The organism is Pseudonocardia sp. CA-142604 (assembly GCF_050948475.1).
Lineage (GTDB): Bacteria > Actinomycetota > Actinomycetes > Mycobacteriales > Pseudonocardiaceae > Pseudonocardia > Pseudonocardia alaniniphila.
Window position 1 is genome coordinate 9,576,324 of sequence record NZ_CP192045.1, and the last position, 21,640, is coordinate 9,597,963.

22 protein-coding genes are annotated in these 21,640 nt (G+C 71.0%); 11 read left to right on the top strand and 11 right to left on the bottom strand.

Annotated features, from left to right (window positions below; translation table 11 throughout):
* The first annotated feature begins 67 nt into the window (after positions 1–67).
* Positions 68–2,056, top strand: coding sequence for a TPM domain-containing protein (locus ACQPZQ_RS43765; protein ID WP_433290343.1), 1,989 nt, complete (start codon positions 68–70; stop codon positions 2,054–2,056).
* A 4-nt stretch (positions 2,057–2,060) separates the two neighbouring features.
* Here ACQPZQ_RS43765 and ACQPZQ_RS43770 read toward each other — a convergent pair whose 3' ends face one another.
* From ACQPZQ_RS43770 to ACQPZQ_RS43790, 5 genes are all read right to left on the bottom strand, one after another.
* The gene (locus ACQPZQ_RS43770) at positions 2,061–4,385 is read right to left on the bottom strand and encodes a beta-glucosidase family protein (protein ID WP_433290344.1); all 2,325 of its coding nucleotides are present in this window, start codon (positions 4,383–4,385) and stop codon (positions 2,061–2,063) included.
* 34 nt (positions 4,386–4,419) lie between these two features.
* Positions 4,420–5,337 carry a carbohydrate ABC transporter permease gene (locus tag ACQPZQ_RS43775; RefSeq protein WP_433290345.1) on the bottom strand — a complete coding sequence of 306 codons (918 nt, stop codon included), beginning with the start codon at positions 5,335–5,337 and terminating at the stop codon, positions 4,420–4,422.
* Positions 5,338–5,487: 150 nt separating this feature from the next.
* The gene (locus tag ACQPZQ_RS43780) at positions 5,488–6,360 is read right to left on the bottom strand and encodes a carbohydrate ABC transporter permease (RefSeq protein WP_433290346.1); all 873 of its coding nucleotides are present in this window, start codon (positions 6,358–6,360) and stop codon (positions 5,488–5,490) included.
* Positions 6,361–6,380: 20 nt separating this feature from the next.
* Positions 6,381–7,691, bottom strand: a complete 1,311-nt coding sequence (locus ACQPZQ_RS43785; protein ID WP_433290347.1) for an extracellular solute-binding protein — start codon at positions 7,689–7,691, stop codon at positions 6,381–6,383.
* 52 nt (positions 7,692–7,743) lie between these two features.
* Entirely contained in the window at positions 7,744–7,992 is a 249-nt protein-coding gene (locus ACQPZQ_RS43790; protein ID WP_433290348.1) for a hypothetical protein, read from the bottom strand.
* A 204-nt stretch (positions 7,993–8,196) separates the two neighbouring features.
* Here ACQPZQ_RS43790 and ACQPZQ_RS43795 point away from each other — a divergent pair, with 204 nt between their 5' ends.
* From ACQPZQ_RS43795 to ACQPZQ_RS43820, 6 genes are all read left to right on the top strand, one after another.
* A complete protein-coding gene (locus ACQPZQ_RS43795; RefSeq protein WP_241036811.1) occupies positions 8,197–9,189 on the top strand; it encodes a LacI family DNA-binding transcriptional regulator in 993 nt (330 codons plus the stop codon).
* 551 nt (positions 9,190–9,740) lie between these two features.
* Positions 9,741–9,959, top strand: a complete 219-nt coding sequence (locus ACQPZQ_RS43800; RefSeq protein WP_433290349.1) for a hypothetical protein — start codon at positions 9,741–9,743, stop codon at positions 9,957–9,959.
* Positions 9,960–9,993: 34 nt separating this feature from the next.
* Entirely contained in the window at positions 9,994–11,262 is a 1,269-nt protein-coding gene (locus ACQPZQ_RS43805) for an ABC transporter substrate-binding protein (RefSeq protein WP_433290350.1), read from the top strand.
* 155 nt (positions 11,263–11,417) lie between these two features.
* Positions 11,418–12,254 carry a carbohydrate ABC transporter permease gene (locus ACQPZQ_RS43810; RefSeq protein ID WP_433290351.1) on the top strand — a complete coding sequence of 279 codons (837 nt, stop codon included), beginning with the start codon at positions 11,418–11,420 and terminating at the stop codon, positions 12,252–12,254.
* Complete coding sequence (locus ACQPZQ_RS43815; RefSeq protein WP_433290352.1) at positions 12,251–13,096, top strand: carbohydrate ABC transporter permease; 846 nt, start codon at positions 12,251–12,253, stop codon at positions 13,094–13,096. The genes ACQPZQ_RS43810 and ACQPZQ_RS43815 overlap by 4 nt, the downstream gene beginning before the upstream one ends.
* Entirely contained in the window at positions 13,093–13,674 is a 582-nt protein-coding gene (locus ACQPZQ_RS43820; protein ID WP_433290353.1) for a hypothetical protein, read from the top strand. The genes ACQPZQ_RS43815 and ACQPZQ_RS43820 overlap by 4 nt, the downstream gene beginning before the upstream one ends.
* A gap of 27 nt (positions 13,675–13,701) precedes the next feature.
* On the opposite strand, the gene ACQPZQ_RS43825 is transcribed toward ACQPZQ_RS43820, so the two are convergent.
* Positions 13,702–14,145 carry an NUDIX domain-containing protein gene (locus tag ACQPZQ_RS43825; RefSeq protein WP_433290354.1) on the bottom strand — a complete coding sequence of 148 codons (444 nt, stop codon included), beginning with the start codon at positions 14,143–14,145 and terminating at the stop codon, positions 13,702–13,704.
* 48 nt (positions 14,146–14,193) lie between these two features.
* On the opposite strand from ACQPZQ_RS43825, the gene ACQPZQ_RS43830 reads away from it, so the two are divergent.
* Both ACQPZQ_RS43830 and ACQPZQ_RS43835 read left to right on the top strand, forming a co-directional pair.
* Positions 14,194–14,655, top strand: coding sequence for a MarR family winged helix-turn-helix transcriptional regulator (locus ACQPZQ_RS43830; protein WP_433290355.1), 462 nt, complete (start codon positions 14,194–14,196; stop codon positions 14,653–14,655).
* Positions 14,652–15,917: an MFS transporter gene (locus tag ACQPZQ_RS43835; RefSeq protein WP_433290356.1), complete on the top strand. Its 1,266-nt coding sequence runs from the start codon at positions 14,652–14,654 to the stop codon at positions 15,915–15,917. Before ACQPZQ_RS43830 ends, ACQPZQ_RS43835 begins: the two co-directional genes overlap by 4 nt.
* Here ACQPZQ_RS43835 and ACQPZQ_RS43840 read toward each other — a convergent pair.
* The 3 genes from ACQPZQ_RS43840 to ACQPZQ_RS43850 all read right to left on the bottom strand — a co-directional run bounded on the left by ACQPZQ_RS43840 (position 15,885) and on the right by ACQPZQ_RS43850 (position 17,914).
* Complete coding sequence (locus ACQPZQ_RS43840; protein ID WP_433290357.1) at positions 15,885–16,379, bottom strand: bifunctional nuclease family protein; 495 nt, start codon at positions 16,377–16,379, stop codon at positions 15,885–15,887. The two genes, ACQPZQ_RS43835 and ACQPZQ_RS43840, sit on opposite strands and share 33 nt — an antisense overlap.
* A 63-nt stretch (positions 16,380–16,442) precedes the next feature.
* Positions 16,443–16,835, bottom strand: coding sequence for a VOC family protein (locus ACQPZQ_RS43845; RefSeq protein WP_433299679.1), 393 nt, complete (start codon positions 16,833–16,835; stop codon positions 16,443–16,445).
* An 86-nt stretch (positions 16,836–16,921) separates the two neighbouring features.
* Entirely contained in the window at positions 16,922–17,914 is a 993-nt protein-coding gene (locus tag ACQPZQ_RS43850) for a Gfo/Idh/MocA family protein (protein ID WP_433290358.1), read from the bottom strand.
* Between the two features lie 632 nt (positions 17,915–18,546).
* Here ACQPZQ_RS43850 and ACQPZQ_RS43855 point away from each other — a divergent pair.
* Positions 18,547–18,714, top strand: coding sequence for a hypothetical protein (locus tag ACQPZQ_RS43855; protein ID WP_433290359.1), 168 nt, complete (start codon positions 18,547–18,549; stop codon positions 18,712–18,714).
* Positions 18,715–18,739: 25 nt separating this feature from the next.
* On the opposite strand, the gene ACQPZQ_RS43860 is transcribed toward ACQPZQ_RS43855, so the two are convergent.
* Positions 18,740–19,807, bottom strand: coding sequence for a YihY/virulence factor BrkB family protein (locus ACQPZQ_RS43860; RefSeq protein ID WP_433290360.1), 1,068 nt, complete (start codon positions 19,805–19,807; stop codon positions 18,740–18,742).
* A 108-nt stretch (positions 19,808–19,915) separates the two neighbouring features.
* On the opposite strand from ACQPZQ_RS43860, the gene ACQPZQ_RS43865 reads away from it, so the two are divergent.
* Positions 19,916–20,674 (top strand): Clp protease N-terminal domain-containing protein, encoded by a 759-nt coding sequence (locus ACQPZQ_RS43865; protein WP_433290361.1) that lies wholly within the window; start codon positions 19,916–19,918, stop codon positions 20,672–20,674.
* A 13-nt stretch (positions 20,675–20,687) separates the two neighbouring features.
* On the opposite strand, the gene ACQPZQ_RS43870 is transcribed toward ACQPZQ_RS43865, so the two are convergent.
* The gene (locus tag ACQPZQ_RS43870) at positions 20,688–21,602 is read right to left on the bottom strand and encodes a Dyp-type peroxidase (RefSeq protein WP_433290362.1); all 915 of its coding nucleotides are present in this window, start codon (positions 21,600–21,602) and stop codon (positions 20,688–20,690) included.
* Positions 21,603–21,640: the final 38 nt, after the last annotated feature.

The window sequence follows — 21,640 nt, forward strand, 5'->3', positions numbered from 1 at the left end:
GTGGACTCCCGGCACAAAGGGCTGCGAGCCGACATGATGGCGACGTCCCCGGATAGCGGAGGTCGTCGTGCGCAGGTTGTCCATCATCCCTGCCCTGCTCGCTGCGCTGCTGGCCGGCGGCGCCGGTGTGGCGCTCGCCGAGCCACCGTTCCGGCTCGTCGACCGGGTCAGCGACCAGGCGCAGGTGCTCGGTCCCGGCCAGGCGCAGCAGGTCAACGCCGCGATCGAGCGGTTGCGCGCCGAAGACGGCATCGACCTCTTCGTCGTCTACGTCAACTCGTTCGACGGGGCCTCCCCGCAGGCGTGGGCCGACCAGACCGCGCAGCTGTCCCAGCTCGGCACCGAGGACGTCCTCCTCGCGGTGGCCACCGGTGACCGCGCGTACTACGTCTCGGTCGCCGACGGGTTCCCGCTCTCGGTGGCCGAGACGGACCGCATCCGCACGAGGGACGTCGAGCCGCGGCTGGCCGCAGGCGACTGGGCAGGCGCGGCGATCGGTCTCGCGGACGGGCTGCGCACGGCGGACACCTCCGGCCCGGGCCAGGTCCCGGTCGGTGTGCTGGTCATCGGCGGCGCCGCGGTACTCGGCGGCGGGGCGTACCTGCTCGCGCGTCGACGGAAGAAGGCGCTGGCCGGTGCGCCGGCGGCTGCCGGGTCGGGCCCACCTCCGCCCGCGCAGCGCGACGAGTTCAGCGACGTCTCCACCGACGACCTCGCGTACCGGGCCAGCGCCGCCCTCATCGACGTCGACGACGCCGTGCGCACCTCCGAGCAGGAGCTGTCGGCGGCCCGCGCCCACTTCGGCGACCAGGCCGTGGCGGAGTTCGCGGCCGCACTGGAGCAGTCACGCGCTGACATGCTCGACGCCTTCGAGGTCCGCCAGCAGCTCGACGACGACCAGCCCGAGGACGAGCCGACGAAGCGGTCGATGTACGGCCGGATCATCCGCACGGCCGGTGCCGCCGACCAGCGGCTGGACGCGCAGGTCGAGGCGTTCGACAAGCTGCGTGGCCTCGAGGCGAAGGCACCGGAGTACATCGCCGGGTTGGGCGGGCGGCTCGATTCCGTCACGGCCCGGCTTCCGGAGGTCGCGACGAGCTGGAGCGCGCTGCAAGGGCGCTACGCCGCCCCCGCGCTGGCCCCGGTGGCGGGCAACCTCGACCAGGCGCGCCAACTGCTCACCGCGGCACAGGCGGAGGTCGACGAGGCGCGCACCGAACTCACCACCCCCGGCCCGGCCGCCGCCGTGGTGTCCGGGCGGGCCGCGGAGGACGCGATCACGCAGGCCGAGACGCTGCTCGACGGGATCGGGCGACGGGAGGCCGAGCTCGCCGATGCGGCAGGGCGGGTCTCCGCCGCCCGGGCGGAGGTGGTGCAGGACCTCGCCGAGGCCCGGGCGCTGTCGGCGTCGAACGATGCCGGCGACCTGGGCCCGGTCGTCGCACGGGCCGAGGCCGCTGTGGCGGCAGCCGACCAGGCCGCGTCAGCACAGCAGCCCGACCCGATCTCCGCACTGCGGCTCCTCGACGAAGCCGGCACCGCGCTGGATCAGGGCCTCGACCAGGCAAGGATGGCGAAGGACCGGGCCCGCCGCGCCGCCGCGGCCCTCGACCAGACCGTGCTCACCGCCCGTTCCACCGTCGCGGCGGCGGGCGACTTCATCGCGACCCGGCGCGGCGCGGTCGGGAGCGAGGCGCGCACCCGGCTCGCCGAGGCACAGCGGCACCTGCAGCAGGCGAGCGCCGGCGGCGACCCCGTCGCCGCGCTACGGGAGGCGCAGCAGGCCGACGCACTCGCGCAGGAGGCCCTGCGGCTCGCGCAGGCGGACGTCTCCCGCTGGTCCCGCCCGGTCCCGTCGCCCACCGCGTCGAGCGGGATCGACCTGGGCAGCCTGATCCTCGGCGGGATCCTGGCCGGCTCCGGCGGCGGCTACCACGGCGGTGGTCGCAGCCGCAGCCGCGGTGGCGGTTTCGGTGGCGGCGCCCCCCGGCGGAGCCCCGGCAGTTTCGGTGGCTCCGCGACGCGCGGCCGCCGCGGTGGCGGCGGCCGCTTCTGACAGGTCAGGCCCGGCTGATCGTCACCTCCACCAGCCGGCGGTCGGCCGAGCTCACCTCGTGGACGGGTCCGGTCAGCTCCACCGCTCCCGTCAGCACCGGGGTCTCGCAGTCCGTACCGACGAAGAGCTCGATCGTGCCCGGCTCGACCACCCGCACCATCCGCCGGTCGCTGAAGGCGAGCCGCTGAGTGGGCACGTCGAAGGTGACCTCGGCGCTCTCGCCCGCGTCCAGGTGCACGCGGGCGTAGCCCAGCAGCTGCACCACCGGACGCGTCACGGTGGCGACGACGTCCGTGGCGTACAGCTGGACGATCTCCGTGCCGGCCCGGTCGCCCGTGTTGGTGACACGGGAGACCACCTGGATCGCGCTGTCCGTGGCCACCTGCTCGGCGACGACACGCAGGTCGGCGTGCTCGAACGCCGTGTAGGAGAGCCCATGGCCGAACGGGCGCACCGGCTCGGTGTCGATGTTGCTCACCGAGCTGGCACCCCCGAGCTTCGGGTGCAGGTAGCTGTAGGGCTGGGCGCCGACGGAGCGGGGCAGGCTCACCGGGAGCCGGCCCGATGGGTTGACGCGGCCCGACAGCACCCCGGCGATCGCCGCGGCGCCCTCCTGCCCGGGAAAGAACGCCTGGACGACGGCCGCACACCGGTCGAGCGCCCACCCGACTGCGTACGGCCGCCCGGTGAGGAGCACGAGGACGACCGGGGTGCCGGTGTCCAGCAGCGCCTCCACCAACTGTCGCTGCACGCCCGGGAGGTCCAGCGACTCGGCATCGCAGCCCTCACCGGAGGTGCCGCGGCCGAACAGGCCCGCCCGGTCGCCGACCACCGCGACGCAGAGCTCCGCCTCCCGGGCGGCGGCCACGGCGACGGCCAAGCCGGTGGTGTCCGCGGTGTCGACGTCGCAGCCGCGGGCGTACTCGATGTTCGCGCCGGTCAGCTCGGCCCGCAGCGCGCCGAGCACACTCGACACATCGAGGCCGAGCTCGGTGCCGGGGTGCTGGGCGAGTACGTGGTTGGCGAAGCTGTAGCAGCCGAAGAGCGCCGAGGTGTCGTCGGCGTTCGGGCCGACCACCGCGATCCGGCTCCCGGTGCCCGGGTCCAGCGGCAGGACGCCGTCGTTGCCGAGCAGCACCACCGACTCCTCGGCCAGCCGCGTGGCGAGCGCCCGGTGCCCGGCCGGGTCGAGATCGATGACGTCGTCCACGGCGGTCTCGTCGAACACCGCGTCGAGCAGGCCGAGCCGGGCCTTCTGCGCCAGCACCCGGTACACGGCACGGTCGACCACCTCCTCGGGCAGCTCGCCGGAACGCACCAGGGCGGCGAGCGGAGCCAGGTAGGCCGTTCCGGTGGGCAGCTCGACGTCGATGCCTGCCACGAGGGCCTGCGCCGCGGCGTCACCCAGGTCGGCCGCCACGCCGTGCAGGGTGTGCAGGAACGCGACGGCGAAGTAGTCCGACACCACCGTGCCCGCGAAACCCCACCGCTCCCGCAGCAGGCCGGTCAGCAAACCGGCGTCGGCGGCGACCGGAAGGCCGTCGATCTCGGCGTAGGAGTTCATCACCGAGTCCGCGCCGCCGTCGAGCACCGCCATCTCGAACGGGGGCAGCAGGACGTCGGTGACCTCGCGCGGCCCGGCGTGCACCGGCGCGAGGTTGCGTCCGGCCCGCGAGTTCGAGTACCCGACGAAGTGCTTGAGGGTGGCCCCGACACCGGTGCTCTGGACGCCCCGCACGTAGGCGGTGGCGACCGTGCCGACCAGGTAGGGGTCCTCGGAGATGCACTCCTCGACCCGGCCCCAGCGGGCGTCCCGCACCACGTCGAGCACGGGAGCGAGCCCCTGGTGGACACCGAGCGCGGCCATCGACCGTCCGATTGCCGCGCCCATCTCCTCCACCAGTTCCGGGTGGAAGCTCGCGCCCCAGGACAGCGGCGCCGGGAACGTGGTGGCCTTCCAGGCCGCGAGCCCCGTGAGGCACTCCTCGTGCACCAGCGCCGGAATGCCGAGGCGGGTGTGCTCGGTGAGCCAGCGCTGCTTCACGGCGAGGGCCCTGGCACCCTCGACGGGGTCGATCGGCGCGGTGCCGAACGGACGGGTCAGATGTCCGAGCCCGTGCCGGGCGTACTCCTCGAACCCGCTCTCGTCGGCCTGCATCGCGTCCTGCATCGGAGCGACGTCGCCGCCTTCGCCGGAGCCGCCCCGCCCCTCCCACAGGCCCACCAGCTGGGCGAGCTTCTCCTCGAGCGTCATGCGGGCGACGAGCTCGGCGACCCGTGGGTCGTCGACGCCCGTCGCGGCGCTCGTGGTGGACACGTCGGTACTCATGACGTCCTCTCGGAAGTTCGGCGATCGGGGAGGTTCACTTGCCGGTGCCCGCGGTGAGGCCCGCGAGCAGGAAGCGGCGCCCGAGCAGGTAGACCACCAGCAAGGGGAGCAGGGAAAGGGTCACGGCGGCCGTCACCAGCGGCACGTTCGTGCCGTACTGGCCCTGGAAGTCCCACAGCCCGAGCGTGAGCACCCGGACGGCGGGGTCCTGGGTCAGCACCAGCGGGAACAGGAACCCGTTCCAGGCCTGCAGCGCGGTGTAGATGCCGATCGTCGCCAGACCGGGGCGTGACAGCGGGAGCACCAGGGAGAAGAGCGTGCGCATCGTGCCGGCCCCGTCGATGGCGATCGCCTCGTACAGCTCCGTCGGCACGTCCCGCAGGCTCGACGTCAGCACCACGATCGACAGGGGCAGCGCGAAGGCCGCCGTCGGCAGGATGATCGCGAGGAGAGAGTCGTACAGCCGCAGCTGAGTGATCATCAGGTACAACGGCACGATCACCGCCTGGGCCGGCACCGCCAGGCCGAGCAGGACGACCGAGAATCCGGTGGAGACCAGCCGGCTGCGGCTGCGCACGATCGCGAACGCGGCGGGCAGCGCCAGCACCAGCACGATCGCGACGCACGCCGCCGTCACGAGCAGGTTGTTGAGGAAATAGCGGGGGAACTGCGACGTGAGGACGGTGATGTAGTTCTCGGCGGTGAGGCTCGTCGGGAGCGCCATCGGGCCGTCGGCGAGATACGCACCGGACGCCCGGAGGCCGGTGACCGCCAGGAAGTACAGCGGCACCCCCACGATGACGAGCCAGACTCCCGCACCCAGGCCTCCGACGACGTTGGGCCGCTGGTAGGCGCCCGAGCGCCGGGAGCGCCTGCGCGGCGACCCCGGCGTCCCGGTGGGAGGAGCCGGCGACGGCGCCGGGCGCGACGTCGAGGGACTCGTTGTCGTCACAGGCCCTCCTCGCTGACGCTCGTCGGACCCGTGCCGGGGCGTGCTGTGTCCAACGGTGACCTCACAAGCTCGGTCACATGCCCTCCTCGCTGACGCTCGTCGGACCCGTGCCGGGGCGTGCTGTGTCCAACGGTGACCTCGCAAGCTCGGTCACAAGCCCTCCCGCTGACTGGCCATCCGGCGGTAGCCCGTGACTCGGGTGATCACGAGCGAGAGCACGGTGCCGATCACGAGCAGCACCACGGCGAGGGCAGCGGAGTAGCCCATCTCGAAGCTGCGGAAGCCCTCGATGTACATGTGCAGCGGCAGGATCCGGGTGGCGGTGCCAGGCCCCCCGTTCGTCATGATCAGGACGATCTCGAAGTACGTCAGCGACCCGACGATGATGTGGACACCGGAAGTGATGATCGTGTGCCGCAGCTGGGGCACCGTGATCGATCGGAACTGCCGCCACCGGCCGGCGCCGTCCAGGGTGGCCGCCTCGTAGAGCGACTCCGGGATCGCCCGGGTCGCCGCTTGGTAGAACAAGGTGTGGAACGGCATGAACTGCCACGAGATCACGAAGAGCACCACGTACAACGCGAGTGACGGGCTGCCGATGAAGTTGCCGTCAGGCACCCCGACCAGCGGGCCCAGCACGCTCGCCAGCCCGAAGTTGGGGTCGAACAGCGTGCCCCACAGCACCGCGATCGCGGCGCCGGACATCAGCTGCGGCACGAAGAAGATCGCCGCGAGTACGGCCCGCGTGCGCTGCTTGCCTGCCAGATAGACACCGAGCGGCAACGCGACGGCCGTCTGCAACAACCAGGACAGCAGCGTGAGCATCCCGGAGAGCCGCAGCGAGTCGAGGAACACCTGGTCCCCGGCCAGCGTCCGCCAGTTCTGAATCCCCACCCACACCGGCGGGTTCAGCCCGTCGTAGGTCGTGAAGCTGAGGTAGATCAGCGCCAGCATCGGGACCAGCGCGAACAGCGCGAAGAACACCAGGGCGGGCACGACCCAGCCGAAGCCGGGCCGTGCCACGTCCACATGGGACGATCGATTCACCGCGAAGCCGCGTCCATCGCCTGGCCGAACTGCTCAGGCGTCATGCTGCCCAGGAACACCTGCGAGAGGTTGGTGAGCATCGCCTGGGAGACGTCGGCCGGGAGGGCCTGGTCCCAGGACTGCGTGAAGCTCGGCGCGTCCTGCACCATCTTGTAGACGTACTGGTTGTAGTCGGCGAACTCGCCGGTGGCGATCTGCTGGTCCAGACCCTTGATGGCCGGCACCTGGCCGACGTCGATCATGCCCTTGACGTAGGCGGGGCTGGTCATGTTGTCGATCAGGAACTTCGTGGCCGCCGCGACGTCCGACGAGCTCGCGGCCACCGAGTAGAAGTTGCTGGGGTTGCCGACGATGACCTTGGGGTCACCGGCACCGCCCTCGACCGCGGGGAAGTCGGCCCAGCCGAGCTTGCCCGCCTTCACGAAGTCCGGGAAGTTGTCGTTGAGGCTCGTGACCTCCCACGAGCCCATGAGCTCCATCGCGGCGCGGCCGCTGGTGAGCAGCGCCTGCGAGCCCTGGTTGTCGTAGTTGACCGCCGAGAAGTTGCTACCGAACGCGCCACGGTCGATCAGATCCTTGATCTGGCGCAGCGACGTGACCACCGCGGGGTCGCTCCACGCACCCGGCGTGCCGTTGACGATCGCCTGGAACTTCTCGGGACCGCCGTTGCGCTCCAGCAGGTACTCCAGGTACATCAGCTCGGTCCACGGCTGCGAGCCGGCCAGGGCGATCGGCTGCACCCCGGCGGCCTTGAGCTTGTCCACCATCTCCAGGAAGCCCTGCCAGGTGGTGGGGAACGTGCTGATGCCGGCCGTCGAGAGGACGTCCTTGTTGTAGAAGAACGAGACGGGCTGCACGCCCTGCATCGGGATGCCGTAGACCTTGCCGTCGATCGTTCCGACGTCGAGCACGCTGGGCAGGAAGGCGTCCTTCACTGCGGGGTTCGCGTCGAGGGCGGCGCTCAGGTCGGCCACCTGACCGGCGTCGACGTAACCCTTGAGGTTGCCGCCGCCCCAGTTGTAGAAGACGTCCGGCGCGTTCGGCGATCCGATCGCCGTCTGCAGCGCCGCCTTGTAGGGGTCGTTGACGTAGATCCGGAGTGCGATGTCCGGGCCTTCACCGGCGTTGAAGGAGTCGGCGGCGGCCTGCTGCACTTCGTTGATGCCCTCGTTCTTGAGCGTCCACAACGTGAGGCCGCCCCCGCCTGCCCCCGCGGGGCCGGCGGTGCCACAGGCGGCGGTGGCTGTGACGGTCAGCGCGACGGCGGCTGCAGCCAGCGCCGTCCGCATGGTGGACCAGGTCGGCATGTGCTCTCCCTCGGGGAGTGGAATCGGTGGTCGGTCGCGGCCTGTGCCCCCGTCAGGCAGCGGCCACGACCCGGGTGTCGGCGGGCTGCTGCGGGGTGGTCCGCCGGGCGCGCGACTGCGCGAGAGCGTGCCGCTCGGAGTCGACGGCGATCGGCCGCTCACCGAGGAAGATGTCCACAAGTCCCGGGCACCGGAACCGGTCGGTGCCGCGCGAACGGCACTGCCGACCGGCCGGATCGAGCTGTCGTGCCGCTCGTCCTGCGATGCGGGACGAGGCGGCGCCCTGAGGTCGTCTGGTCACTGCGGACTCCCCTTCGAGCCAGGCGCCGAAACTTTCCGAGACTTGCGATTCAAGGTGGCCGACCGTAGGTTCCCGATCCGGCGATCGTCAAGCCCTCGGCGGCCGACCGATATCGCGCCGTGACCGCCGCAGAAAGTTTCGACTAGCATTCGCGCCGCCCTCGGCCCGAGCTCGGGAGGATCCCTGGACACGACCAGCAGCCGCGTGACGATTGCGGAGATCGCCGAGCACGCCGGCGTGTCGGTCCCGACCGTCTCCAAGGTCCTGAACGGGCGCTCCGACGTCGCCGAGGCCACCCGACTACGGGTCAAGCAGGTGATGGCCGACCGCGGCTACCAGCGACGCAAGCCCGGCATCCAGCGGCGGGTCGGCCTGGTGGACATGGTGCTGCCGAGCCTCGACTCGCCCTGGGTGGTCGAGGTGCTGCGCGGCGCCGAGGCCGAGGCCAGGAAGGCGGGCGCCCAGATCGTCCTCACCTCGGCGGAGAACCGCCCCGCGGGCGACCGGCAGTGGCTCGACCACCTGACGGCCCGCCGCTCGGACGGCCTCGTGCTAGTGGTGAGCGAGCCCGACCCGGAGGTGGTGGAGCAGCTGGGCGCCCTGCACACCCCGATCGTGCTGCTGGACCCGGTGGGCGGGAGCGACCCGTCGTTCGCCACGGTCGGTGCCACGAACTGGGCAGGCGGGCTCAGCGCCGTCGAGCACCTGGTCTCCCTCGGGCACCGCCGGATCGGCGTGATCTCCGGGCGTCCGCAACTGGTGTGCAGCCAGGAGCGCGTCGAGGGCTACCGGGCCGCCCTGGGACGCGCCGGCATCGCGCCCGACGAGGACCTCGTGTACTTCGGCGACTTCCGGCCCCATGGCGGCCGGCTGGGCGCCCAGCAGATGCTCGACCTGGCCGAGCCCCCCACGGCGATCTTCGCCGGCTCGGACATGCAGGCCGTGGGCGTCTATCAGGAGGCAGCGGCGCGTGGCCTGCGCATCCCCGAGGACCTCTCCGTGGTCGGCTTCGACGACATCGCCTTCTGCGAGGACATGACCCCGCAGCTCACGACGGTGCGCCAACCCCTCGCGCGGATGGCGAGCGAGGCCGTGCGGCTGGCGCTGGCGGCGGAGGACACCACACCCCCACCCCGCGTGGAACTGGCGACGCACCTGGTGGTGCGCGAGAGCACGGGCCCAGCCCCCAAGCCCTGACCCCCACCGGCCGCCGATTCCCGCCTCCGAGGCGGGAGCGACCGCGTGATGTGTCCATTCGCGACGGGCGGGCTGCCGAAGCCGGACCCCGCCCCGCCAGAACCGGGGTCCGGCGAAGATCGCCGCGAGATGGGGATATCGGCCCTCGCGGGGGCGGAAACCTGGGTCTCGGAGCGATCATGGTCGCCAAGATCGTCGCGAGATCAGGGTATGCGCCCTCGCGAGGGCGGAAACGTGGATCTCGCGCCGATCATCCGGACGGCACCAGCGGCGAAGCACTGGCCACGCACAGCACCTCGCGCGCGACCCCGCGCCGGCCCGAGTAGGCAGCGTCATGGACACGTGTCGCTGTTCGCACGGCCCCCGTTTCTGCGTCACGTGTCCATGTCGCGGGGCTTGCGGCCCGGGCGGGGCCGGGTCGGAAGTTTCGGAAATTTACGGATTGTGCGGTTGTTCATCCTGTGCGAACGTAGCAAGCGCTTTCCGCTCCCCGTCATCGTCGATCGGAGATCCGTGAGCACGCGCCCCCTGCCCCACGGAACAGACCGCTGATGTCCTACACCGGCGCCGGCGACCCCGACGGGGGCCTGCAGGCCGAGCCCTCCGCCCACGGGCTCGGCCTGCAGCACGACCACGGTCGTTCGGTGTCGGTCTCCCACGACTGCAGGCAGCTGATGCGGTACGTGACCCATCCGTGCGACCCACAACTCGAGTCGCCGCTGCCCTACGTCCACCCGCTGCAAGTCGCTGTCCGGCCGCCTGGCTCCTGACGCAGTCCTGATTCCTACCGACCTGGAGAAACGCATGCTCAACGGAGAGCGTCACCGGTCCCGGCTGCTGGCTGCGCTGGCCGCCGCCCTCCTGATGGTCCTCACCGCCTGCGGAGGAAGCGGCGGTGATGAGGGCGGCCCGGTCGAGCTCCGCTACTCGTGGTGGGGCAACGCCGATCGGGCCGAGCTCATGCAGCAGGCGATCGCGATCTTTGAGACCGAGCATCCGGACATCAAGATCGTCCCGAACTTCTCCGACTTCGCCGAGTACTGGCAGAAGCTCAACACCGAGTCGGCGGGCGGTGGCACGCCCGACGTCCTGCAGATGGACTTCAGCTACCTGCGCGAGTACGGCGACCGTGGCCTGCTGCTGAACCTCGACGAGGTGGAGAACCCCGTCCCCGTGGACGATCTGCTGCCCGGCCTGCAGCAGGCGGGTGTGGTCGGTGGGGAGCGGTTCGCGGTGGCCCTGTCGGGCAACACCTGGGGGATGATCTACGACCCCGCGGCGTTCCAGGCCGCCGGCGTCGCGATCCCCGAGCGCTGGACCTGGGAGGAGTACGGAGCGGCGGTCACCCAGGTTGCCCGGAGCGCCGGCATGGCGGGCGCGTGGGACTACACGTCGATCATGGGTGTCTTCGAGATCTGGCTGCGCCAGCAGGGCAAGGTCCTGTTCACCGAGGACGGCCGGATCGAGGCCACGCACGAGGACCTGCAGCGGTTCTGGCAGCAGGGCGTCGACCTGCGCGCGGCCGGTGCGTTCCCGCCCCAGGACAAGGTGGCACAGGCCCTGCCGGTCACGGTGATGGGCGCCGACCTCGCGGCGTCCACCGTGAACCTCGACAGCATGCTCACCCGGTACGCGGGGGAGTCCGAGCGGAAGCTCGCTCTCGGCGCGCTGCCCAGCTCGAACCCCGACGACCTGGGGCTCCGGCTGCGTCCGGGCATCCTGCTCTCGGCGTTCAGCGGCACCGACCACCCGCGGCAGGCCGCGGAGCTGATCGACTTCATGGTCAACGACCCGCGCGTCGGGGAGATCTTCGGTGGTAACCGCGGCCTGCCGGCCAGCAACGCGCAGCGTGAGGCAGCCACCCCGAAGCTGTCGGCGACCGATGCGGCCGTGGCCGAGTACGAGAACACGATCGCCCAATACCTGACGGTGCCGTCGACCCTCCCGCCCGCAGGCGTCGGCACCGCCGACTCCGCCTTCCTGCGCATCAACGAGGAGTTGGCCTACGGCCGCATCTCGGTGCAGGACGCCGTGGCGCAGTGGTTCAACGAGACCGAGGCAGCGCTCAGGTGACGGCGGGGGCCAGTGCGGGGCCCGTTCTGTCCGGGAGCCCTCCGCCGAGCGCCGGTCCCCCTCAGGCCCACCTCCGGACGGGCGGGCGCACGCGGCGATCGCTGCGCTCGGACGGACCGGCCGGGTACTTCTTCCTGAGTCCGTGGATCCTCGGCATGGTCCTGCTGACGCTGGGGCCGATGCTGGCGTCGCTCTACCTGTCGTTCACCGACTACAACCTGTTCACGGCGCCGGAGTGGGTCGGGCTCGAGAACTACATCGACATGTTCTCGGACCAGCGGTGGCGCCAGTCCGTGCTGGTCACGCTCACGTACGTGGTGCTCTCGGCTCCGCTCAAGCTGGCCGTCGCGCTGGCTGTCGCGATGTTGCTGGCCCGGCCGCGCAGGGCTCAGGGGTTCTACCGCTCGGCGTTCTACGCGCCCTCGCTGATCGGCGCGAGCGTCAGCATCGCGATCACCTGGCGTGCCCTTTTCAGCGACGACGCCGCTGTCGACCGGGTACTCACGGCGATCGGCTTCCCGTCGGGCGGGTGGGTCGGCGATCCGTCGCGGGCGCTGATGATCCTCGTGCTGCTCGCCGTGTGGCAGTTCGGCGCGCCGATGGTGATCTTCCTGGCCGGGCTCCAGCAGATTCCGCGCGAGTTGTACGAGGCCGCCGAGTGCGACGGCGCGGGCGCGTGGCGCAAGTTCTGGTCGATCACCCTGCCGACGCTGTCACCGGTGATCTTCTTCAACGTGCTGATGGAGACGATCGGCGCCTTCCAGGCGTTCACCAGCGCATTCGTGGTGAGCAGCGGCAACGGTCTCGGCGGTCCCGCGGGGTCGACGCTGTTCTACACGCTCTACCTGTACGAACGCGGCTTCCAGGACTTCCGGATGGGGTACGCGTCGGCGATGGCGTGGATGCTCCTTCTCGCCGTCGGGCTGGTCACCGCGGTGCTCTTCCGCACCTCGCGCTCGTGGGTGTTCTACAACGACGGGAGCAACTCATGAACGCGATGAGCACCCGTGTCCGCCGGGTGGTCTGGCACGCCGCCGCGCTCGCGATCCTCGTGGTGTTGCTCTACCCGGTGGCCTGGACGATCGGGGCGTCGTTCAAACCGTCGACGGACATCGTCGGCAGCCTCGAGTTGTTTCCGGCCGAGCCGACGGGGGCGAACTACGCCCGGGCCGCGGAGGGTATCGCCGGGGTGAGCGTGTGGACGTTCTTCCGCAATTCCGTGGTGCTGGCCGGGCTCGCCGTGCTCGGCACGGTGGCGTCGTCGGCGATGGCGGGATACGCGTTCGCCCGGCTGCGCTTCCGTGGCCGCGGCCTCATGTTCACGATGATGATCGGCACGTTGTTGCTGCCGTTCCACGTCATGATCATTCCGCAGTACATCATCTTCCAGCGGGCCGGACTGATCGACACGTTCGTACCCCTGCTGATCGGCAAGTTCCTCGCCACCGAGGCGTTCTTCGTGTTCCTGATCGTGCAGTTCATGCGCACTCTGCCGAAGGAGCTCGACGAGGCCGCCACGATCGACGGCTGCGGCCACCTGAGACTGTTCTGGAACGTGATCCTCCCGCTGTCACGGCCGGCGCTGATCACCGTGTCGATCTTCACGTTCATCTGGACGTGGAACGATTTCCTCGGTCCGCTGCTGTATCTCAACAGCCCGGAGAACTACCCGCTCCCGATCGCGCTGCAGGCCTTCATCGACCAGACCACCACGTCCGACTACGGGGCGATGATCGCGGTGTCGCTGCTTGCGCTCGTCCCCGTGCTGCTGTTCTTCCTGGCCTTCCAGCACTACCTCGTGGAGGGCGTGGCGACGTCGGGGGTGAAGGGATGACCACGGAGACCACGCACGTGAGCAGGCTGGAGCTCTTCGCCGAGTGCCTGCTGCTCGGCGTGCTGGTGGCAGTGGCGGCGCTGCCCGTCGTCACGCTTCCGGCAGCGCTGGCGGCCGGGTGCTCGGGCGTACGCAGAATCGTCGACCATCGGGCCTGCGGTGCCCGCACCTTTGTCAGCGACCTGCGCGCAGCCCTTCGGACGAGCGCACCCGCAGCGGTCGGCGTGGTAGGCGGCGGGGCACTCCTCGGGTTCGACGCGCTCGTCCTGCTCCGGGCTCCGGTGCCGGGTGGCGCGGCTGTGGCGGTGGTCGTCGCGGCTGCCGGCGCGGGCGCGCTCGTCGTCCTCCTGCGCGCCGCGGCGCAGTGGCGTCCCGACGGGCCGTCGTGGGTCGCGCTGATCCGGCTCGCGGCGTCCCGCGCCCGTGCCGATCTCTCCGGCAGTGCCCTGCTGGCCGGGGCGCTCGTCGCCGTCGCGGTGCTGACGTGGCAGCTCCCGGCGTTGCTGCCGCTGTCGCTGGGCTGCCTGGTGCTGGCGGGCACGGCCGTCGAGACGCGTGCGGACGCCCGGCAGCGCTGATTCCACGTCCGCCGTCGGCCCCATCGGTCAACCTGCTCGGACGCCGTACTCCAGGTACCAGGTCTCGCCTGCCGCCCTCGCCCCCAGCGCCGCGACGACCCGGCGATGCAGCCACGGAGCCAGTCGGGGAGCGAGCTCGCCGCGCGGGACGTAGGTCCACGAGGCCAGCTCGTCGGACGGGAGGCTGATCGCGCCGACCTGCTCATCGTCCAGCACACCGCCGTCGAAGACGAACAGCACCCGGCTGACACCCTCGCGCGGGGCCCAGTCGACGACCAGCAGCGCGCCGGGCGCCAGGTCGAGGCCGAGCTCCTCCCGCAACTCCCGCACACATCCCTCACGGGGTGTCTCGCCGTCCTCGACCATCCCGCCCGGGATCTCCCACGTCTCCTTGTAGGTCGGCTCGACGATGAGCACCCGCTCTGCGGCGTCCACGAACAACGCTCCGGCCGCGATCAACGCTCGGGTCACCTGAGGAGTATAGTTGCTTATTGGCAGGCAACTACATGGGGAGGCGACATGACGCAGACCTTCGACAACGACGACGTCATCCGGCTCCGGGTGGCACTGTCCCGCATCGCGCGCCTGCTCGACCGCCAGTCCCAAGGCGCCTCACTGACCCGCACCCAGGCGTCCGTGCTGGCCACGGTCTCCCGACTCGGGTCGGTACGGCTGTCCGATCTGGCCGACGCCGAAGGCGTGAACCCCACCATGCTGTCGCGCATCGTCGCGAAGCTCGAGGACCGCGGCCTGCTCAGGCGCAGCACGGATCCCGACGACCGGCGAGTGGTCCACGTCGAATGCACGGACGCAGGCACCGCGGAGCACCTGCGCGTGCGCAACGAACGCACCGAGCTGCTCAGAGAACGACTCACCGGGCTTTCCGAGGCCAGCGCGGCCGAGTTGCTCGCCGCCCTGCCGGCCCTGGAGTCACTCGCAGACCAGTGCTCCCCACACAGCCCACGCAAGGAGAACCGATGACCGTGGTCGGCGAGCGGGCACTCGCCCCGCTGGATGCGCTACGCCGACAGACTTTCGCGTCCCTGTCCAACAGCAACTACCGCCGCTACCTGACCGGGCAGTCGATCTCGCTCGTCGGCACCTGGATGCAGACGATCGCGCAGTCCTGGCTGGTCCTCCAGCTCACGGGCTCGGCCACCGCGCTCGGCGTGGTCGTCGCGCTGCAGACCCTGCCGACGCTCCTGCTCGGCCCCTACGGCGGCGTGATCGCCGACCGGATGGACAAGCGCAAGCTGATGATCGGCCTGCAGTCGATGATGGGCGTGCTCGCGCTGCTGCTCGGGCTGCTGACGATCACCGGAGCGGTCCGGCTGTGGGAGGTGTACGTACTCGCCGTCCTGCTCGGACTGAACAACAGCTTCGAGAACCCCGCACGCCAGTCGTTCGTGCTGGAGATGGTCGGCCCGACGGATCTGCGCAACGCGGTGAGCCTCAACTCGGTGCTCGTCAACTCGGCCAGGGCGGTCGGTCCGGCCGTGGCCGGCATCGTGATCGCCACCGGCGGCATCGGCCTGTGCTTCCTGCTGAACGCGGCGAGCTTCGTCGCGGTCGTCGTGTCGCTCACCCGGCTCGACGTCTCGAAGCTCAACCCCTCGACACCGGCGCCGCGGGCGCCCGGGCAGCTGCGCGAGGGCCTCAGCTATGTGAGACGGACCCCGCGGCTCGCGGTCCCGCTGCTGATGATGGCGCTGGTCGGCTGCCTCGCGTACGAGTTCCAGGTGGTGCTGCCGATCGTCGCCAGCGAGACGTTCGCCGGAGACGCGCGCACCTACGGGTTCCTGACCGCTGCCATGGGTGTGGGCGCGGTCATGGGCGGGCTCTACGTGGCTGCGCGTGGACGCACCGGAATGCGGTCGATGGTGATCGGCGCCGTCGCGTTCGGCGTGGCACTGCTCTTCGTCGCGCTCTCCCCGACACTGCTCGTAGCACTGCTGGGCATGGGCCTGGTCGGGGCGGCGAGCGTCGCCTTCCAGTCCACCGGCAACAGCACGCTGCAGCTGACCGCCGCCCCGCACATGCGAGGACGGGTGATGGCGCTGTGGGCCGTCGCGTTCCTCGGGTCCACCCCGATCGGCGGCCCGATCGCGGGCCTGGTCAGCGGACACTTCGGGGGGCGTGCCGGACTGATACTGGGCGCGCTGGCGTGCCTCGTCGCGGCCGGGTTGGGAGCGATCCACGTCCGGCGGGAGTCAGCGGCCCGCGCTGCCGAAGTCGTCGGGTGACACGTCGTCGAGGAACTCCCGGAAGTCGCGTAGCTGCTGGTCGGGCGGGGCGTCCGTGCCGTCGGGGAACAGGTCGGTGATCGGCTGACCGACGTCGTCGAGGATCTCGTCGGCGACGCCGATCGGCAGCCCGTACCGCACCGCGACGGCCAGTGCGTCGCTCGGCCGGACCGGCACCCGGGTGCTCGAGTCGAACACGAGGGCCGCGGAGAACCGGCCGTCGCGCAACTCCGTGATCTCGGCGCCGTCGAGCCGGTGCCCGAGACCCGTGACTACGGGCAGGAGCACGTCCTGGGTGAGCGGCGGGTCGGACTCGTTCCGGCGCCCGGCCGCGATCACCTCGGCCGGGGCGCGGTGCAGGAACACCGGCAGGCAGCGGTCGCCGTCGATCTCACCGAGCAGGAGCACCGGCTCCCGCGTCCGCGTGTGGACCACCAACCGCAGCACACGCATCTCCCGCATCCCGGCAGTGTGCGACACCGCCTGCGGCCGCGCGACATCTCCTGTCCGTCCGCGGGCCGGTGTTCAGAGCGGCCCGAGGAGGTCCCACCGGTTGCCTGCGACGTCGAGGAACACGGCGACACGGCCGTAGGCCTCGGTGCGGGGTGGGGTCACGAACTCGACGCCCGCCAAGGTCATCCGGGTGAAGGTGGCGTCGAAGTCGGGCACCTGGAGGAAGAACCCGACCCGGCCGGCCACCTGGTTCCCCACGGCGCCGGCCTGACGGTCCCCGTCGGCGCGAGCAAGGAGCAGCCCCGTCTGGGTGCCCGGCGGCCGGACGACGACCCAGCGCTTCGGCCGTCCGTCGTTCGTGAGCGACGGCGAGTCCTCCACCAACTCGAAGCCCAGGACGTCGACGAAGAACGCGATCGCGGGGTCGTACTCCTCGACGACGATGGTGACGAGATCGATCCGCATCTGCACGCGACGATCATGCGGGACAACCGCGCGCCGAGCCCGATCAGCGGGATCCGGACGGGGACCGGGCGGGCCGGCCGACCGCGCTACAGCTCGGCGGGACCTTCCTGGGGATGCATGCCGAGCCGGTCGGCGACCTCGCCCATGACGTCCTGCACCGCGACCGTGTCGGCCAGTGGCATGACGGCACTTTCCTTGCTCCCCGCCAGGATGCAGTCGGTGACCTCCCGCAGCTCGTGCGCGTAGCCGCCCCCGGTGTGGGGAAGCGTCACCTCCTGCGGGCTGCGCCCGGTGCGGTGCAGCACGAACGTGTCGGGGTGGTGGAAACGCGGCGGGACGTCGATCCAGCCCTCGGTGCCGTACACGCGCATCTGCCCCGGGGTGGCGCAGCGGAGCGAGCAGAAGAGAGAGGCGGTGCGCCCGTCGGCCCAGCCGAGGAGCACGGCCTCTTCGATGTCCACGCCAGCGGCGTCGAGCGTGCCGTGGGCGGCGACCGTGTCCGGCGTGCCCAGCACCATCTGCGCGAACGAGATCGGGTAGACGGTGAGGTCGAACAGGGCGCCCCCACCGATTGCGGCGTTGTAGTAGCGGTCCAGCGGGTCGGTGGGCGCTTTCACCCCCAACTCCCCCTGCACGCCACGGACGTCGCCGATCGCGCCTTCGGCGATCAGCTCCCGCACCCGCACGACGGCGGGCTGGAAGCGCGTCCACATGGCCTCCATCGCGAAGACCCCGGCGTCGGTGGCCGCGGTCGCGATCTCCCGGGTGGCGGCGGGCGTGACCGTGAACGCCTTCTCCACGAGCACCGCCTTCCCCGCCTTGAGAGCTGCCAGCGCCACGGCGCGGTGCTGCGGGTGCGGAGTGGAGATGTACAGGACGTCGACGCTGTCGTCCTCGACGATGGCGCGGTAGGACGCGTGGTAGCGGCCGATGCCGTGGGCGTCGGCGAAGGCCTCGGCCCGCTCGGCCGAGCGCGATGCCACCGCGACGACCTCGGCCCCGGGCACGTGCACGAAGTCGGCCACGACCTTCGCCGCGATGCGGCCTGGTCCCACCACTCCCCAGCGGACGATGCTCATTCCCCCATCCTGCCGGTCAGGCACTCCACAGCTGTGGACAACCCGGTGGACAACCTCGAACGTACGTTCGAGACGGTGGTGGATGTGATGTTCCGACTCCGATCGCTTGAATTGTCGATCCTTGCCTGGGATACCTATCAAGAGCGGCATCCAGATCCGGCCACGCAGTGGGGTGTCCGGCCGAACGATCGGAACGAAGGAGCGTAGTGGCAGAGGAATCGTCGCCTGACCGCCGAGGCACCGACCCGGACCAGCCGGCAGAGGGGCAGCGGTCCAGGTCGTCGCCGCGGCGCACGCAACGCGCGGCAGCTCAACCGGCCAGCACCGCCAGGACGGCGGGGACGACAGCCCGTAGCGCACAGGTCCGCGGCGAGCAGGGCGAACAGGGGCCTGCCGGCGAGCAGGGGCCTGTCGGAGAGCCGGGACCAGCCGGTGAACGCGGCGAGCAGGGTCCCGCCGGCGAGCCCGGACCCCGCGGGGAGCCGGGACCTGCCGGTGCACCCGGCGAGCAAGGACCCCGCGGCGAGCGGGGAGCCCCGGGCGAGCGAGGCCCGCGCGGCGAGCCCGGGCCGCCCGGACCCGCGGGACGGCCGGGGGCTCAGACCGGCACGTCTCAGGGAGCCGACTGGCCCGTGCCGATGGAGCCCTTCAGGGCCCTCGCAGTGGGGATCGACCTGGCCTGGAGGCCCGTCACACTCTTCTGCTCGGTGATCGACGCCGTGGCGAAGCTGCAGCAGGAGGCCTGGTTGGCGATGACAGAGAGGGCGACCAACCGCCTCCGAGCACGCTCCGGCCGCTGATCCGGCGTCCGCCGACGCCGGATCGTCAACCCTTGCGGACGTCGGGTGTGACCGTGTAGCCGAGGCGTTTCAGGACCGCCGCAGCAGCTTCGGGAGCGGCGCGGATCGCGCGGGCGAGTTCCTCCGCCGCGTCCGGCTGCTCGGCGGGCCTGCCCCGCCGGCGCAGCGGAGCGGGCCACAGCGACTGCACAGCTGCGTTGAGGTGCGCACCCAGGACGATCGCGAGCGCGATGAAGAACATGCCGAGCAGGAACGCGATGGGCGCCGCCAGAGCGCCGTACGTGTAACCGGTGCTGGTGATCCAGTCGAGGTAGAAGCGCAGCCCGGTGGCGCTGACGAAGAACACCACGACCGCCAGCACGGCGCCGGGCAGACCGCGGTACCACGGCGGCTTGAACGGCAGCGCGATCTTGTAGAACGTGGTGAGCGCGAGCGTGAGCACGACTCCGATCACCGGGTAGTAGAGCGAGCCGAGCACCAGCGCCGCGACGGGTTCCCACGTGTCGGGCAGGAGCGGCAGGAGACGGTCGGGCCCCAGCGCGACGATCGGCAGGACGACGATGCCGATGGCGAGGCCCACCAGGTAGAGCAGGATCGCGAGGATCCGCTGCCAGACGAGGTTGCGCAGCTGGTACTGGCCGTACGCCCGCGTGACCGCGTCGACGAACGCGGCCATCGCCGACGAGCCCGACCAGAAGCTGAGCACGAACCCGAAGGAGACGACCTCGCCGCGAGCGGTGGTCAGGACGTCCGCGACTGTGGGCACGATGATCTGGTCCACCGCGTTGCGGCTGAACACCCCGCTCGTCAGATTGATGATCCACTGCTGGACGGCCGTGACGGTGTCCGGGCCGAACCAGCCGCCTGTGTAGCCGAGGAGGCCGAACAGGCCGAGCAGCAGGGGCGGCAGCGACAACGTCTGCCAGAACGCCGCGGATGCCGACTCGCTGAAGAGGTCGTCCTCCCACGCGCTGCTGACCGTGCGCCCCAGCACCCGGCGCACCGTATGGCGCCGCCCGGGGCGGATGTCGGACGTCGCCTCTACCGGGCGCTCGTCGTCGAACACCGGCTCCCCGTCCTTCGGCCCCGTCATCGGGTAAGGATGCGCTGTTCGCTCCGGACTGTCCCCGCGGGTAGTCGATCATAAAGGGCCGTCAACCTCAGGTTGACGATAGGGTGATCGTCAACTTAGGGTTGACGCATGACGAATCCCGTCCGCATGACGAACCCCGTTCGGCTCGACGACCTGATCGACGCCATCAAGAAGGCCCACACCGGTGCTCTCGAACAGCTCGAAGGCGCCGTCGTGGTCGCCGGCGCCCTCGACGATCTGGCCGACCACCTGATCGGCCACTTCGTCGACCAGGCGCGGCGCTCCGGTGCGTCCTGGACCGACATCGGCCGGAGCATGGGCGTGTCCAAGCAGGCAGCCCAGAAGCGGTTCATGCCGAAGGCGCCGGGCGAGGCGAACGATCTCGATCCGAGCCAGGGTTTCGGCCGGTACACCCCTCGGGCGCGGTTCGTGGTGGTGGGCGCACAGAACGAGGCACGGGCGGCGGGCAACGCCGAGATCCGGACGGAGCACCTGGTGCTGGGTTTGCTGGGTCAGCCGGGCTCGATCGGCACGGAGGCGATCGTCGCGCAGGGCGTCTCGCTGGAGGCCGTGCGACAGGCCGCCACGGCAGCCCTTCCGGAAGCGGCCGCCGAGGTGCCGGCCCTCATCCCGTTCGACTCCCAGGCGAAGAAGGTCCTGGAGCTCACGTTCCGGGAAGCGCTGCGCCTCGACCACGACTACGTCGGCACCGAGCACATCCTGCTCGCGCTGCTGGACGTCGAGGACGGCAAGGGACTGCTCTCGGGCCTCGGTGTGACCAAGGCGAACGCCGAGACCACGATCGTCGCCACCACAGCGGCTCTCATCGCGCAGCAGCAGCAGCAGGGGCAGCAGGGGCAGCGCTGACCGGGGCGTCCCGTCACTCGTCCTCGGGTGGGGCGAACCGGGCGAGCGCGGTGACCGCGGGAACCGTGTAGTACCCGCCGGTGACGGGCTGTGTGTAGCGGGTCAGCGCGTCACGGATCCCGTCGCTCACGCCCGCCATCCGGCGCAGCATCTCCTCGAGCCGCCACTGGTCGAAGCTGAAGCCGACGAACGCCGTGCCGTGACATGACACGGTCCCGTAGGCGACGTTGCGACGGAAGATGTCCAGCTCGACGCCGTCGACCTCGAGCACGGTTCGTGCGACGTGGCTGTCGGCGGGCTTCACGGCGTCGTCGAACTCGATGCTGTCGGGCTTGGTCCGGCCGATCACCCGCTCCTGCTCCTCCTGCGCCAGCCCCTCCCACCCGTCGCTGTTGTGCTCCCACAGCTGGAACAGGACCACGCTGCTGTCCGCCCCGGGCGATCCGGCAGGCACCAGCGCCACCTCGGGCGCCTCCAACAGCGACGGGTTCTCGGTGCCGTCGATGAACCCGGTGAGATCGCGGTCGTGGCGATACAGCCAGCCGGCCGTCTCCCGCCGCAGCACGGCAACTTCAGCCAGGCCGTCGATCACCACGCGGCCGTTGTCGAACACGGCGGTGCGATCGCCACCTGCCAGCCACAGCCACGCGTCGTGCTGGGTGGCGGGCATCGTGAATCCGTCCGGGCCGACGACACCCTCCTCCCAGCTACGGGCTCCGGTGGGTACGTCGGCCCGGTCCGCCACCTCCGCCCACAGCTCGGGGCGGAGACCGACGACCAGGTTGACGCCGCCGGTGGTGGACAGCGGCCCCACCAACCCGGCCGCCGCCGTGACCAGATCGACCGCACGTGCCCCGGGCCGAAGATCGAACTCGAGGTATCCGTGCTCCGGAGTACCGAGGGCGAAGATGCCCGGCTGCGCGCTCATGATCGCCATGCTCGCAAAGCACCGCCACCGCCCGGCGC